The 14643-nt window shown below is 61.8% G+C and carries 10 protein-coding genes and 1 pseudogene; 4 read left to right on the top strand and 7 right to left on the bottom strand.

Annotation, left to right across the window (positions count from 1 at the left end):
- Both MPJ51_RS17010 and MPJ51_RS17005 read right to left on the bottom strand, forming a co-directional pair.
- Positions 1 to 800 (bottom strand): annotated as a pseudogene (locus MPJ51_RS17010) (colanic acid biosynthesis glycosyltransferase WcaL); the annotation flags it as partial.
- A complete protein-coding gene (locus MPJ51_RS17005; protein WP_298389127.1) occupies positions 797 to 2011 on the bottom strand; it encodes a hypothetical protein in 1215 nt (404 codons plus the stop codon). The pseudogene MPJ51_RS17010 and the gene MPJ51_RS17005, both read right to left, overlap by 4 nt.
- Positions 2012 to 2380: 369 nt before the next feature.
- Between MPJ51_RS17005 and MPJ51_RS17000 the strand changes: the two genes are divergently transcribed.
- Complete coding sequence (locus MPJ51_RS17000; RefSeq protein WP_298389125.1) at positions 2381 to 4747, top strand: mechanosensitive ion channel domain-containing protein; 2367 nt, start codon at positions 2381 to 2383, stop codon at positions 4745 to 4747.
- Between the two features lie 88 nt (positions 4748 to 4835).
- Here MPJ51_RS17000 and MPJ51_RS16995 read toward each other — a convergent pair whose 3' ends face one another.
- Genes MPJ51_RS16995 through MPJ51_RS16975 form a run of 5 tightly spaced genes read right to left on the bottom strand, consistent with a single transcriptional unit; the run spans position 4836 to position 12060 of the window.
- Positions 4836 to 6191: a CoA transferase gene (locus tag MPJ51_RS16995; RefSeq protein ID WP_298389123.1), complete on the bottom strand. Its 1356-nt coding sequence runs from the start codon at positions 6189 to 6191 to the stop codon at positions 4836 to 4838.
- The gene (locus MPJ51_RS16990) at positions 6188 to 7342 is read right to left on the bottom strand and encodes an ABC transporter permease (protein ID WP_298389121.1); all 1155 of its coding nucleotides are present in this window, start codon (positions 7340 to 7342) and stop codon (positions 6188 to 6190) included. Before MPJ51_RS16990 ends, MPJ51_RS16995 begins: the two co-directional genes overlap by 4 nt.
- On the bottom strand, positions 7339 to 8367 hold the full coding sequence (locus MPJ51_RS16985; RefSeq protein WP_298389119.1) for an ABC transporter permease: 1029 nt from the start codon (positions 8365 to 8367) through the stop codon (positions 7339 to 7341). Before MPJ51_RS16985 ends, MPJ51_RS16990 begins: the two co-directional genes overlap by 4 nt.
- A 14-nt stretch (positions 8368 to 8381) precedes the next feature.
- Positions 8382 to 10295, bottom strand: coding sequence for an ABC transporter substrate-binding protein (locus MPJ51_RS16980; RefSeq protein ID WP_298389118.1), 1914 nt, complete (start codon positions 10293 to 10295; stop codon positions 8382 to 8384).
- Positions 10288 to 12060: an ABC transporter ATP-binding protein gene (locus MPJ51_RS16975; RefSeq protein ID WP_298389116.1), complete on the bottom strand. Its 1773-nt coding sequence runs from the start codon at positions 12058 to 12060 to the stop codon at positions 10288 to 10290. Before MPJ51_RS16975 ends, MPJ51_RS16980 begins: the two co-directional genes overlap by 8 nt.
- Before the next feature lie 232 nt (positions 12061 to 12292).
- Here MPJ51_RS16975 and MPJ51_RS16970 point away from each other — a divergent pair, with 232 nt between their 5' ends.
- The 3 genes from MPJ51_RS16970 to MPJ51_RS16960 form a co-directional block, all read left to right on the top strand.
- Positions 12293 to 12790 carry a class I SAM-dependent methyltransferase gene (locus tag MPJ51_RS16970; protein ID WP_298389114.1) on the top strand — a complete coding sequence of 166 codons (498 nt, stop codon included), beginning with the start codon at positions 12293 to 12295 and terminating at the stop codon, positions 12788 to 12790.
- Between the two features lie 77 nt (positions 12791 to 12867).
- Positions 12868 to 13497: a glutathione S-transferase gene (locus MPJ51_RS16965; RefSeq protein ID WP_298389113.1), complete on the top strand. Its 630-nt coding sequence runs from the start codon at positions 12868 to 12870 to the stop codon at positions 13495 to 13497.
- A 109-nt stretch (positions 13498 to 13606) separates the two neighbouring features.
- Positions 13607 to 14643, top strand: a 1037-nt coding sequence (locus tag MPJ51_RS16960) for an FAD-dependent oxidoreductase (RefSeq protein WP_298389131.1), incomplete at its 3' end; no start/stop codon positions are given.

The raw sequence follows: 14643 nt of genomic DNA, 5'->3' as shown, positions 1-14643 counted from the left end.
CCGCCGATATGGGTCCAGTGCCAATCCAGCGTTTCCGGCAGCAAGGCAAAAGCGTCGATCAGCCGATCAAAACCCTTTTTCTCGACCAGCCGCCCGACCGAGAGCATGTGAAACGGCCCATCCGCCGCGCGCAATTCCCGCTCAGGGGCGGCTGGAAAACGCGACAGGTCGAGCCCGTGGTAGATCAGGTCCACCCGCGCCGGATCGTCGGCCAGCCCGCGCAGGTGCTCAGCCCCGACGGCGGTGCAGGTGGCCCCGAAAGCGGCACCAAAGGTGGACGCTTGCAGTTTCTCGCGTTTCTCCCACTCGGGCGACGTCCAGATGTCCTTGGCGTGGGCCGAAAAGCTCCACGGCAATTGGCGTATGATCGCGGCGTAGCGCGCGACCGAGGAGGGCGTGTGCATGAAATGCGCATACAGCGCGCGGGTCTCGGGTGGCAATTCGGCAGCCAGCACGCAAGCCTGACCGAAGCGGCGGATGCGGTTATGGGTCGGATCGCGCCGCAGATCCTGTCGCCAGACCTGATAGGCTTGCGCATAGCCGGGCAGGCGGGTCGCTGCCGCGCGGGCGGTGACAAGGCGGTCCGGCTCGTCATGCAGGTATTCCGGCAGGTAATGCACCTGACCCTGAAACCGGTCATGCAGCGGGTGCCGTTTGGTGTCGGTCGGGTGGCGCAGCGACCAGATGTCGAAATTGTGCCCGGCCTCCTGCAAGGCGACCAGTTCCTGCGCGATGAACGTCTCGGACAGGCGCGGCCAACCTTTGACCAGCACCGCCAGCTTGGGGCCTGTCTGGGTCATCCGGTGGCGCGCTCGGGTTCCGCGCCCAGCAGGGCGTCAATGCGGTGGGTGACATATTTCAGCCCGTCCAGCAGCCCGGCGCGGATCGCCTGCGAGGGCACTGGCTGCTGTGGCAGGTCGCGGATCGCGCGGATCATCGCATCCGCCGTCAACCCGTCGCGGGTTTCGTCCAGCATCCGCACCAGCCCCATCTCTTCGGCGCGCGAGGCGCGTATCCATTGTTCCAGACGCGGCGTGGTCCGCGGCACGATCACGGCGCGTTTGTCAAAGGACAGAACCTCGCAAAACGTGTTGTAGCCGCCCATGCAGACAACGCCTGCCGCCCCGGCGAACAGGGTTTCGATCTGGGATTCAAAACCCACCGCAGTGACCCGCCCGTTCAGCGCCGCAACGCGGGTTTCGAAATCCTCGCGCAGCTCGCCCGACAGGAAAGGGCCATAGACCAGGATTGCGCGGGGCGACAGATCGGGGTCTTTCTCATAGGCCGACAGGACCAGATTGACCATCGCCTTGCCGTCACCGCCGCCGCCGGGCGTGATCAGGATATAGGGTTGCTCGGGCGCTTCGCCGACGGGGCCAAGATCGCGGCGCAGATAGCCGGTCCAGTGAATGCGCCCCTGTGTTGCGGGGCTCAGCGGCAGGCCCTCGGTCGGGTCATAGACCGAGCGCAGGCCATAGACCCAGATCTCGTCATAAAACCGCTCGGTCGCGGCGATGGCGTCCTTGCGTTGCCATTCGGCGGCCAGAACTTCGGGCTCGTCCAAAACATCGCGCAGGCCCAGCACCAGCCGCGTGTTGCGCGAATGTTCGAGATGTTCCAGCGTCGGCAGCAGTTCACCCCGGAACCCGGTGGGTTCCTTGTCAACGATCAGGACATCCGGGTCGAATTGCTGCACTGCGGTCTGGATCAGGCCCGAACGCAGCTCGGTCACCTCATCGATTCCCATGCCGATGGTGCGCGCGGCATAAGACCCGTCCGAGCGTTTGGTGACGCCGGGCAGACGCACATGGTCAACGCGGCGGGGAAAGGTGAATCGCCCGGCCACGGGTGACCCGGTCAGGATCAGGGCCGAGGCGCGCGGGTCCGCCTGCGTGATGGCCGAGGCCAGCGCCCGCGAGCGGCGCAAATGGCCCAGCCCGAACGTGTCGTGGCTGTAGAACAAAATGCGCGGAGCGCGGCCTTGTTTTTCGTTCGTCGTCCCTGGACCCATGCCTTCGCCTGTTTCGGGTTTTCGTGCAAATCCGCGCGTTTGCACCTGTTACCGTATATCTTTAACCCATGCTTGCCAAAGGGGCTTTTGCACCGTCGCAAAGGCGGCAAGCATTGCGATTTGGCAACAGCTTGCCAGCGTCCTTGTGACGGTGAAACACCTGCCGGATCACTCGGATCCGTCCCCCTCAGCATGCAGGTTCTCCAAAGCTGTCATATTCAATTTTTGAAGCCTTGGAAATACATTATGACCACCATTGCGCCGGGAACACGGGTGGGACACGAAATTGGGAAAGATTGTGGGAAGATTTGTACTGGCCGGGCAGCTTCTGTAATCTGACCGCCACCTGCGAACTGGATGCAAGACACTATGAAAACGAATTTTCTGGCCGGGCTGATCCTGGTGTTCCTGACCCTTGTCACGGGCGCGGCGGCGCAGACATCGCTGATCCCGGGTTATCCGGGCGTCACGCCTGAGGAAACCACCGCACCCGAAGGCGATCTGGCCGCTGCCATCCGTTCGGCCACCGAAGCCGGTGCCAGCGTGATTGTGATCGACAGTGCGGGCCAGATCGCCTCGGCCAGCGAACCGGGGACCGCCCCGGATGCAGAGGCCGCCGCGACCGATCCGATGGCCGAAGGGTCGCAGCTGATGAAAGCGCAGGAGAGGCTTTCGACATTCCGCGAATCCGTCCGTTCCCGCCTAGAGGCATTGCCCTATTCAGTGTTCGAGGTGCAGTACGTTCTACGGCAGACCAGCCCGGACGGGCGTATCTTCACCTATGTTCAGGTGCTGGGCTGGAACATCCTGTTCCTGCTTCTGGGGCGCTGGCTGTCGATTGAAATCTACGGCAAGCGCATCGCGCGGCGCTGGGTTGTGGCGCGGATCAAGGACAATCCGCAAGGGTATCGGGAAAAGATGCCGTTTCTGGTGTTTCGCTTTGTCATGGGCATCGGTGCCACGATCTTTGCCATGGTGATGGCGGCGATTGCCGGGTATCTGATTTTCGGCTGGGAAAACGATATCTCGATCCAGTTCACAGCTACGGCGATTTTCACTGCATTCTTCCTGTCGCGCACCGTGTCCGATCTGTGGCGCATGGTGCTGTCGCCCTACCTGAGCCAGTATCGTCTGGCGCCCTTTGCCGATCGTGATGCCAAGCGGCTGTATATCTGGGCGTCGACCCTGGCGACCTATGATATCTCGGTGGTGCTGTTTGCCACCTGGGTGGCGGATTTCGGGTTGAACTACAACGTCTATGCCATGGTCTATGGTAGCCTGACTCTGGTGGGTGCGCTGGGCAATGTGCTGATGATCCTGTTCAACGCCCGCGCCATTTCCAACGCCATTCGTGGCGGTCGCAAGACGGATCAGGTGTCGTGGATCTTGCGGGTGATCTCGCTGGGATGGGCGCCGGTTCTGGTCCTGTACATGGTGTTCAGCTGGTTCAAGCTGGCCGTTGATCTGGTGCTTGAGGTCGAGGATTCGATCCCCATCGTGGCCAGCAGCTATGCCATCTTCATGTCGGTCGTGGTTGCCTATGGCGCGATGAACTATCTGCTAGAGCGGTATTTCGACCGCAACCGGCAGATAGAAGAAATCAACGCCGAGGCGATGCCGGAAGAGGACGATACCGAGCATCCCGCGCCCACGCCCGAGGCTGAAAAGCGCCAGCACACGATCCTGACCTACGAAGATCTCGCCCGCCGGGTGGCCGGGATTCTCGCCTTTGTGGTCGGGCTTTATGCGCTGGCCGTGATCTGGAACCCGCAAGCGAGCTGGAGTGAGGAACTGCCGATCGAGCGTGCTCTGGATGTGATGGTGATCCTGTTCATTGGCTACATCCTGTTTCACTTCTTCCGCATCTGGATCGACAGCAAGATCGCCGAAGAAACCGAAGATAGCGGGGCCGAGGCGGAACTGGGCGATGAAGGCGGTGAAGGCGGGCAGAGCCGTCTGGCAACCCTGTTGCCGCTGTTCCGGGGCGCGATATTGGCGGTGGTTGTGGTCACCATCGGGTTGATCACGCTGATGGAGCTGGGCATCAATGTCAGCCCGCTGTTTGCGGGCGCCGGTGTGGTGGGTCTGGCGGTGGGCTTCGGCTCGCAAACTCTGGTACGCGACATCTTTTCGGGCGCGTTCTTCCTGATGGATGACGCCTTCCGCAAGGGTGAGTATATTGACATCGGGGATGTGAAAGGGACGGTCGAGAAGATCTCGGTCCGGTCCTTCCAGCTGCGCCACCATCTTGGGGCGCTGAACACGATCCCGTTTGGCGAGATCAAGGTGTTGACCAACTATTCGCGCGATTGGGTGATCATGAAGCTGCCCCTGCGGGTGACCTATGACACCGATGTCGAGAAGGTGCGCAAGCTGATCAAGAAGCTGGGTCAGCAATTGCTGACCGATCCGGTGATTGGCGAGAACTTTATCCAGCCGCTGAAGTCGCAGGGCGTGATCGAAATGCAGGATTCGGCGATGATCATCCGGGTCAAGTTCATGACCAAGCCGGGCGACCAATGGCTGGTGCGCAAGAAGGTCTATCAGGAAATCCGCGAGTTATTTGCGCGTGAAGGTATCCGCTTTGCCCACCGCGAGGTGACCGTGCGGTTGGCGGATGAGAAGAAGTCCGAAGACCTGACGCCTAAACAGCGCGAGGCTGTCACGGGCGCGGTTCAGGCGGCGATTGACGAAGAGATGCTGGATGAAATCGGCCCCGGCGGGGATGATCGCTAGGGAGTCCTCCCGCCCCTTTGGTCTGTGTCTCTGACGAGACACCGTTCAAAGCGTTGGGCCGGGCCGCGCGTTCCGCGCGGCGGTCGGGTCAGGTTGCCAGCAACGGCCATTCAGGTTGGGCGGTGCCCAGTTTCGCAGCGGGCAGGCGCCAGTTCATTGTTGCCTGTCCAACGGTCAGGGCTGATTTCAGGCGATAGCCAGTGCCCCAGCCGGAGTCTTCGGTTGTCGGATTGTAATCCTTGGTGTCGGCGGACGTGATGTCGTCGCCGGTGCCGGTTTTGGCAAGCGTTGCCAGCAACTCGGCCGTGCGGGCCAGCGACAGGCGGGCATCCATGATGGCCTGACCGGATGCGGCCTCGGCCAAGGCGGACAGGACGGCGGCGGCCATCAGATAGCCGGTGGCGTGGTCCAGCGCCTGCACCGGCAATGGGGTGGGTTTGTCGGCTTCGGCCCAGATGCGTCCGGTATCGGCAATCCCGGTGCTCATCTGCACAAGGCTGTCAAAGCCGCGCCGCGTGGCCCATGGGCCTTGCCAGCCATAGGCGTCCAGCGTGACCTCAATCCGGTTGGGGGCCAGCCTGTCGCGTTCGGGTTTGCCCAGCCCCAGCGCATCCAGCGCGCCCGGGCGGTATCCGTGGACGAAGACATCCGCTTGCGTCAGCAGGTCTTTCAGACGCTCCAACCCTGCGGGCGATTTCAGGTCCAGATAGGCGCAGTGTTTGCCCAGCGAAACATCGGGGATCACGCCCGGCTCGTCCCATCCCGGCGGGTCGATGCGCAGCACCTCGGCCCCGAAACCCGCCAGCGTGCGGGTTGAGACCGGACCGGCCAGAATGCGGGTCAGGTCCAGCACGCGCAGACCGGCCAACGGGCGCGTGGCGGTGGCCTGCGGTCGGTCGCGCAGGGTGATGTTGCGGGGGCCGTTCCAGCCGATCAGCGGTTCACGCGCGACGGCGCGGCCCTGGGGGTGGTCTTGCCAGTCCGACCGGCTGCGCATGGCGGCGGCGACCCCGCCCTGAGCCACGATGGCGGTTTCCAGATCGGCGATCTGCCAGTCTTTGATGGCTTTGGTGACGATGTCCCTGTCGGCATTGGCCTCCAGCACTTTCAATGCGGCGGCGCGGTGGTGGGGCAGGTTGGTGTGCAGCCTGATCCAGCCATCTGCCCCCTGATAATCGCCCGCTATCGCGTCCCAGAGGCTGGGCATCTCCCACCCGTCGGGTTTGAAGGAATACCCGTACCACAGCGAGGACAGCCGGTGATCGACTGAAACCTCGGGTGCCTTGGCATCAAGGTTCAGTGCGGTGACCAGACGGGCCAGCTCCTGCCCCACCGCGGCGAAACTGGCGGTGGCCAGTTCGGATACGGCAAAGGCGCTGGGCCGCTGGCCCGATCCGGTGACCGTATAGGCATCCGCCGGAGGAAGGGCGGAGAGCAGGGTCATTGCTGATACGGGTCCAGGCTGTCGCGCAGACCGTCGCCGAGGAAGTTGAAGGCCAGCACCACCACGATGATCGGTAGCATCGGGATCGCCGTCCACGGGTAAATCTCGATCGAGGCCAGGTTCTGCGCGTCATTCAGCATCACCCCCCAACTGACCGCCGGGGCTCGCAGCCCGAGTCCCAGGAAGCTAAGTGCCGTCTCGCCAAGGATCATCGCCGGGATCGACAGGGTGGCCGAGGCAATCAGATGTGACATGAAATTCGGCAGCAGGTGCTTGCGGATCACCCGGCCCGAGCTTGCGCCCATCATCTCGGCCGCGCGCACATATTCTTCCTCCCGCAGGGACAGGAATTTGGCGCGAACGGATCGGGCAAGGCCGGGCCAGTCGAGAATGCCGAGGATGATCGAGATGATGAAGAACACCGCAACAGGGCTCCAGTTCGACGGAACGGCGGCGGAGAGCGCCAGCCACAGCGGTAGTTCTGGTAGCGAGCGGAGGATTTCGATCACGCGGTTGATCACCCAGTCGATCCTGCCGCCGAAATATCCGGCCATGGACCCGAAGAGGATGCCCAAAAAGAACGACACCGAGATGCCAATCAGACCCACGGTCAGCGACAATTGCGCGCCGTAGAGGATGCGGCTGAACACATCACGGCCCAGCCGGTCGGAGCCCCAGAGGAACAGTGTGGCACCTTCGGGCGCGCAGAACAGGTGGGTATCCGATCGGATCAGCCCGGCCAGCTTGTATTCGGACCCTTCGCAGAAGAACCGGATCGGGCGCGGGTCTTCGGTGTCGGGGACGAATTTCCACTGGAAGGTCTCCAGATCGGCCTCGGCTACGGTGGGATAGACATATGGTCCGATGAATTCGCCATCATGGAACCAGTTGATCGATTGCGGCGGGGCATACAGGTGCTCTCCGTTCCGGTCATTCGGCCCATAGGGGGCGATGAACCCGGCGAAGGGCAGCATCAGATAGCACAGCAGCAAGAAGATGCCCGAGATCAGGCCCAGCTTGTGCGTTTTGAACTTACGCCAGACCAGCACCCAGTTGGGGGCGTCCAGATCGGCACGCTCCAGCTGTTGCAGGGCGGCTTGCGGGTCGAACGGGGCGTCGTCGACATAGCGGTCGTCGGGATTGTGGGTCATGCCTCGCGCCCCTCATACCGGATGCGCGGGTCGAGCATGACCAGCAGAATGTCCGAGATCATGGTGCCGATCAGGGTCAGCAGCGCCACGAACATCAGGATGAAGGCCGACAGGAACTGGTCCTGCGTCTTGAGCGCGGTCAGCAGGGTCGGGCCGATGGTCTGCAAGCCCAGCACGACCGAGACCAGAACCGAGCCCGACACCATCGAGGGCAGAAGATTGCCGATGTCAGCCACGAAGGGGTTGAAGGCCACGCGCAGGGGATATTTCGTCAGCATTCGCGACGGGGCCATGCCTTTAGCCACAGCGGTTTCCACATAGGGCTTGCCCAGTTCATCCAGCATATTCGCCCGCAGGCGCTGCATCATGGCCGAGGCTCCGGACGTGCCGATCACGAAGGTCGGGACGATCAGGTGGATCAGGATGGATTTCAGCTTTTCCCAGCTCATCGGTTGGCCTTCGAAAGACGGGTCCATCAGCCCACCGATAGGTAGGTTGAAATAGCGATGCCCGTAATAGAACAGGATCAGCGCCAGCAGAAAGTTCGGCGTGGCCAGGCCCAGATAGCCCACAAAGGCCGAGGTATAGTCGATCCATGTCCGCGACCGCGCGGCGGCGATCACGCCCAGCGGCAGCGCCACAGCATAGACAAACAGGATGGCGGCCAGATTGACCACGACGGTCAGCCACAGCGTGTCACCGACAATCTCACGCACGGGACGGTCAAATTCGAAGGACCAGCCGTAATTGCCTTGCAGCAGCCCCTCGAACCCGTGCGGGCCGGGCCAGAAGCCCATCCAGATCAGGTATTGTTCGGGCAAGGAACGGTCCAGCGAATATTCCTTGCGCAGGAATTCAGCCTTGGCCACCCCTGCGGACTGGCCCGAGGCCTGCAGTTCCGCGATCTGGTTGCTGAGATAATCGCCGGGCGGCAGGTTGATGATCACGAAGATCAGAACCGAGACCACCAGCAGCGTCAGCAGCATGGTGAAAAAGCGATACACCGCATAGCGGAGCATGATCATTTAAGTGCTCCCAGTCAGTCGGCGAAATAGAATTCGTCCGGGCGGTGAATGCCGAAATGCGCGCCGGGTTCCCACGCCCACATGGCCTGTTCCGGCACGTTGCGCAGACGGTTGGACACCACAATCGGCTGCGGCGCGCCGTTCAGAATACCGATGGCATACAGCTGCTGGGCGTGGATTTTCAGCATCTCGGTCCAGACGGCCTTGCGTTCTTCGTCTGTTGTGGCCAGCTCCCATTCATGGGCCAGCTGCATCAGGCGTTCGGCCTCGGGCATGTCGGGCTGTTCGCCGACATCGCCGCCGGTCTGATAGAATTGCCCCCATTTGGGCCAGGCCAGAAACACCTGATCCGTTGGCGCCAGATAGGCGGGTGAGGTGTGCATCTGCGGGATGCCGTCATCCCAGCCGAACCAGACCGAAGCCATGGTGCTGCCCGCAAACACGCGGTTGCGCAGGATGTCGCGGTCCAGCGGGCGCATCACCAGATCAACGCCGATTTCGCGCCAGGTGTCGGTGACGATTTGCAGGGCATTTTCAACCTCCTGCCGCTCGCCAGCCGTTTCGATCACCAGTTCCATCGGGCGGCCATCGGGCAGCAGGCGGGTGCCGTCCCGGTCACGCTCGGTCAGTCCGGCCTCGTCCAGCAGGGCGTTGGCCTTGTCGATATCGTATTGCGACCAAGCGGTGGCGTTTTCCTCGTCATAGAACGGAGACGCAGGCAGGACCGACATCGCACCGGGATGGGCAAGCTTGAAATAGAGCGCCTGATTGATCGTCTTGCGATCAATCGCCAGCGACAGGGCGCGGCGCACGCGGACATCGCGCAGAACTTCGCGCCAGCCATCGTCTTCGAAATTCAGGTTCGGATAGATCGCGATCTGCGAGGCAACGCCGGTTTTCCACAGTAAGGTCTTATAGTTCCCCTCTTCCTCGCCCTTTTTCAGGATCGAGGCATCGCGGAAAGCCAGCCCGCGCCCTTGCAGGTCGCTTTCGCCTGCATTGGTCTTGGCGGCGACAAGGCCGGGGGCCACGATCTCCATCTCGACCACGTCGATATAGGGCAGTTGCACGCCGTTGCTGTCGATGCGGTGGTAATAGGGGTTGCGGACAAAGTTGTGCCGGATTTTCTTTCCCGAACTTGCGTTCAGCCAGGGCTGCAAGGTCGGCAACTCGTGATTGTCGAATTTGTAGAGGTTATCCAGCTTGTTATGCAGCGCCGCCCAGCTTTTGACGCGGGCATCTTCGACCTGAAAGGCCAGTTCTTCGGCGTCGGCGAATTTCTCATGATACTGTTTGAGGAACTCGGACGGGCGATAGATGAACGGTGGGCGCGCCTGTGCAAGCGATTGCAGGAAGTTTGGGTTCGGGTCTTCCCATTCAAAAACCACGGTGGTCTCATCCGGGAAGCTGACTGTCGGGGGTTTGCCTTCGACCAGCAGAAAATCCGGCGGGCCTGAGGGGCTGAGCAATTCGTTATTCGCCACATCCTCCCACCAGTACCGGAAATCTTCCGAGGTAAAGGGCGTGCCGTCGGACCATTTATGGCCGTCCCGCAGGCGCAGGGTGAACTTGCGATGGTCTTCATTTTCGAACCCGGCCAGCAGGTCGGGGACGATTTCGTAATTGTGGTCAAAGCCCACCAGACGTGCATAACCGTAGACGACCATCTGTCGGATGTCCTTGGACCGTGTGACCATGGTGCGCAGCGTGCCGCCCGGCGTCCCGAAATCGCGGCCCTTGGCGGCCAGATCGACGATCAGTGGATCTTGGGGAACACGTTCGCCCACGGGGGGCAGATCCCCGCTGTCGACCTCGGCCTGCCAAAAGGTGCTTTCCTGTAGGTTGGCGGGTACATCTGCCGTGGCGGGCAGCGTCCCCAGCAGGGCCAAAACCGGCCCCAAAAGCAGATGTCGAGTGGTCTTAAACATGGCAACGTACCTTATGGCCGGGCTCCATCTCTATCAAGGAAGGTATCACGGAGTCCGAGAAACGAAAGGCGTCATCCCAACTGTCTGGCGAACCTGCGCCCAACGCGACCAGTTTCAGGTCGATCGGGCGGTTGATATCGGGTTCCGGCTGGGCAGCGATCAGCGCCTTGGTGTAGGGGTGACGAGGGTTGTAGAACAGCGTCTCGGGCGGGGCCTGTTCGACCACCAGCCCCTGCCGCATGACAGCAACCTCGTCGGCGATGCGGGCCACGACCGCAAGGTCGTGCGAGATGAACAGATAGGACAGGTTTAGACTGTCCTGCAGGTTTTCCAGAAGGGTCAGGATTTGCTCCTGCACCGACACATCCAGGGCCGAGGTCGGCTCGTCACAGACAATCAGCGCCGGGTCCAGCATCATCGCACGCGCAATCGACAGGCGTTGCCGCTGGCCGCCCGAAAACGCGTGCGGATAGCGTTTCAGCATATCGGAGTTCAGCCCGACCCGCTGCAACATCTCGGCCGCCTTGTCGCGTTGTTCGGCGGTGGTGCCGATGCGATGGATTTCCAGCGGCTCAGTCATCGCGTCCTGAATGCGCATGCGCGGGCTGAGTGAGCTATAGGGGTCCTGAAACACCATCTGCGCCTTGCGTTGAAACGCCGTGCGTTCCTCACGCGACATCTGATGCACGGTGATCGGTTCAGCGTCGGCTGAGGTGCGAAACAGGACCTGACCGCCGGGGTCGGGCAGTTCCGCCCCCAATGCGATCCGTGCCGCCGTGGTTTTGCCCGAGCCGCTTTCGCCCACAATTGCCAATGTCTTGCCGCGCGCCAGTTTCAAATCCACGCCCCGGCAGGCATGGATCATCCGGTCCGCCTTCCAGCCCCGGGTAGAGCGCATGGTATAGGTCTTTGACACATCGGACATTTGCAGGATCAGGTCTTCGTCCGGCATCGGCAGACCCACGGCATCCTGATCCGGTATCTCGGGCGCGGCATCGAACAGCTGCTTGGTATAAGGATGTGCAGGTGCGGTCAGGATCGGCGCGGCAGGTCCGGCCTCCATCACGCGGCCTTTGTGCATGACCACGACCTGCTCGGCCATATTGGCCACAACGCCCAGATCATGCGTAACCAGAATCAGCGCCATGCCCGTTTCGCGCTGCAATTCCTTGATCAAGCCCAGCACCTGCGCCTGCGTGGTCACGTCCAGCGCCGTGGTCGGCTCATCCGCGATCAGCAGTTCAGGGCGGGACACCATAGCCATGGCGATCATCGCGCGCTGGCGCATGCCGCCGGACAGTTCGAACGGATAGGAGTCATACGCCCGCTGCGGATCGGGGAAGCCGACACGTTCGAACTGGGTCAGCACCTCTTTGCGGGCCTGCGCCTCGGACGCGCCGCGATGCAGCCACAGAACTTCGCTGACCTGATTGCCGATCTTGTGCAGCGGCGACAGGGATCGCATCGGTTCCTGAAAGATCATCGACACCCGATTGCCGCGGATTGAGCGCATTTCACGCTCGCTCAGCGTGGTCAGTTCGGCGGTGCCCTTGGAATCGTTCAGCGTAATGGTGCCGCTGCGAATCTGCGCCGTGCGCGGTAGAATGCGCAGCGCTGCCCGGCACGAGATGGTCTTGCCCGACCCCGATTCGCCCACCAAAGCCAGCGTTTGCCCCGGCGCGACATCGAAATTGACGTTCTGAACAACGTCAGGACCCGCGCCAAACCCGATGCTCAGATCCCGGACGGACAACAACGCAGTCATACGGGTATTCCACCCGGTTGGCCGTGGAATGACATCGGCGTTCTCTTCTCCCTGTCTTTTTTGGCGCAGTCTCGCGCGGTTGGTGCGGGGTAGTCAAACACCTTCTTTAACCCAATTGTCGCGGTTTTGTGAAAATAAGGGCACCGCGACTACACAAAGTCTTGAGATTTTGTCATCAACGCCGCCAGCGGCACCGGGTAAGTGTCGCTTGAATGAAAAGAGGTTTCGCCCCGTGTCCGACCATCAAAGCCGCCTTGATCTGTTTATCGACCGCATGGTGTCGCAGCGCGCCTGTCTGGATTTCGCCATCGCGCAGACGGCGGGGCAGACCGGCCCGGTCTTTGAGCTTGGGCTGGGCAACGGGCGGACCTATCATCACATGATCCAGCATATTCAGGACCGCCCGGTCTATGTGTTCGAGCGCGCGGTGGCCTCGCACCCGGATTCGACGCCGCCCGATGATCTGGTGATTCTGGGCGATGTGCGTGAGACGCTGCCGGCCTCGGTCGACCGTTTTGGCGCCTCGGCCAGTCTGATCCATGCCGATCTGGGCGGGCATAACCGAGCCAAGAACGATGCGTTTGCGCGCCTCGTCTCGCCTTTGATCGAACCCCTGTTGGCGTCGGGCGGGCTGATGGTGTCCAGTGACCGGATGTATTTCGACGGTTTGACCGAGCTGCTCCTGCCCGAAGGTGCCGTCGAAGGGCGCTGTTTTATCTACCAACGCTGAAATGCCGTAGGGTCCGACTCGCGTGCGGGTCCGGGGACGGTCTAACCTGCCTGTGACACCAAGGGGGAGGGACCGACATGCTGTTCTACGATTGCTCAACCGCGCCAAACCCGCGCCGGGCGCGGATGTTCATCGCCGAAAAAGGGCTGCAGATCGAAACCCGCGATATCTCGATCGCCAAGGGCGAGCAATTGGGTGAGGCTTTCCGCGCGGTGAACCCAAGGGCGACGATTCCGGTTCTGGTGACGGATGAGGGCACGGCCCTGACCGAAAATCTGGGCATCGCCGCCTATCTTGAGGCGCGTTTCCCCGAACCGCCCCTGATGGGGCGCACCCCGGATGAAAAAGGCGCGGTGCTGATGTGGAACTCCATCGTCGAACAGCAAGGCGGCGCGCCGATTGCTGAGGTTCTGCGCAACACGCATCCTGCTTTCAAAGATCGCGCCATCCCCGGGCCGGTCAACTACGCACAAATCCCCGAACTGGCGCAGCGCGGGCAGGACCGGGTGGCGAGGTTCTTTGATCTGCTGGAATCACGGTTGCAGGACAGCCCCTTTATCGCGGGTGAGGCGTTTTCGCTGGCCGATATCTCAACCTTCGTGTTTGTCGATTTCGCCCGCGTCATCAAGATGCGTATCCCTGCCGGGAATACTGCAACGCAGGCGTGGTTCGACGCCATCAAGGCCAGACCCAGCGCGCAGCTTTAGCCCTGTAATGGCGCGTCTAACCGGGGTGTGAAATGAACTGGACAGAAATGTCTAGACAGAAGTGAACAGTGCCGCTAGCGTCCCCGCGAGACATTCAGGGGAGAAGGCGATGAAATCCCAATATCGCGTTGTGGTCATCGGGGGCGGCGTTGTGGGCGCCTCGGTTCTGTATCATCTGGCCAAGTTCGGTTGGTCCGATGTGGTCATGCTGGAACGGCGGCGACTGGCCTCGGGCTCGTCCTGGCACGCGGCGGGCGGCATTCACGCGCTGAATGCCGATCCGAACATGGCGTCGTTGCAGGCCTATACCATCGACCTGCTTAGCGAGATCGAAAAGGAATCGGGCCAGAATATCGGCTTGCACATGACCGGAGGTCTGACGCTGGCCGGAACGCCCGAGCGCTGGGAATGGCTGCAGGCCAACTACCGTATCTTCCAGTCCATCGGCATTGACGATTGCGAATTGCTGACCCCGGAAGAGGCGCAGCGCCGTTGCCCGATCATGTCCACCGATGGCGTTTTGGGTGCGATGTGGGCGGACCGTGAAGGCTATATCGACACCACCGGCACGGTGCAGGCCTATGCCACGGCGGCCAAGAAACGCGGTGCTGAGTATTACGAGGAAACCAAAGTCGAAAGCCTGACCCAGACCGCCGATGGTTGGGAAGTGGTCACGGATAAGGGCACCATCACCTGCGAACATGTGGTCAACGCGGCGGGCCTCTGGGCCAAGCAGGTGGGGCGCATGGCCGGGGTGGAACTACCGGTCTCGCCGCTGAAACATCACTATCTGATCACCGACTCGGTGCCCGAGGTCGCGGCGGCGGATTTCGAGATGCCGATGACCGTGGATCTGGAAGGCTTCACCTATATGCGGCAGGACCAGAAGGGCGTTCTGGTCGGTATCTACGAGGTCGATCACGAACACTGGGCCATGGACGGTGCGCCGTGGAACTATGGCGAGGAGCTGTTTCAGGAACAGCTCGACCGGATCGAGAACGAATTGACGCTGGGCTTTGAACGTTACCCGTCGATCCAGAATGTCGGGATCAAGACATGGGTGAACGGCGCGTTCACCTTCTCGCCCGATGGCAACCCTCTGGTCGGGCCGGTGCCGGGCAAGCGCGGCTATTGGACGGCCTGCGC

The sequence above is a fragment of the Ruegeria sp. genome, assembly GCF_028066395.1.
Lineage (GTDB): Bacteria > Pseudomonadota > Alphaproteobacteria > Rhodobacterales > Rhodobacteraceae > Ruegeria.
The sequence above is the reverse complement of the archived record's forward strand: the minus strand, read 5'-3'. Positions and strand labels throughout refer to the sequence as shown.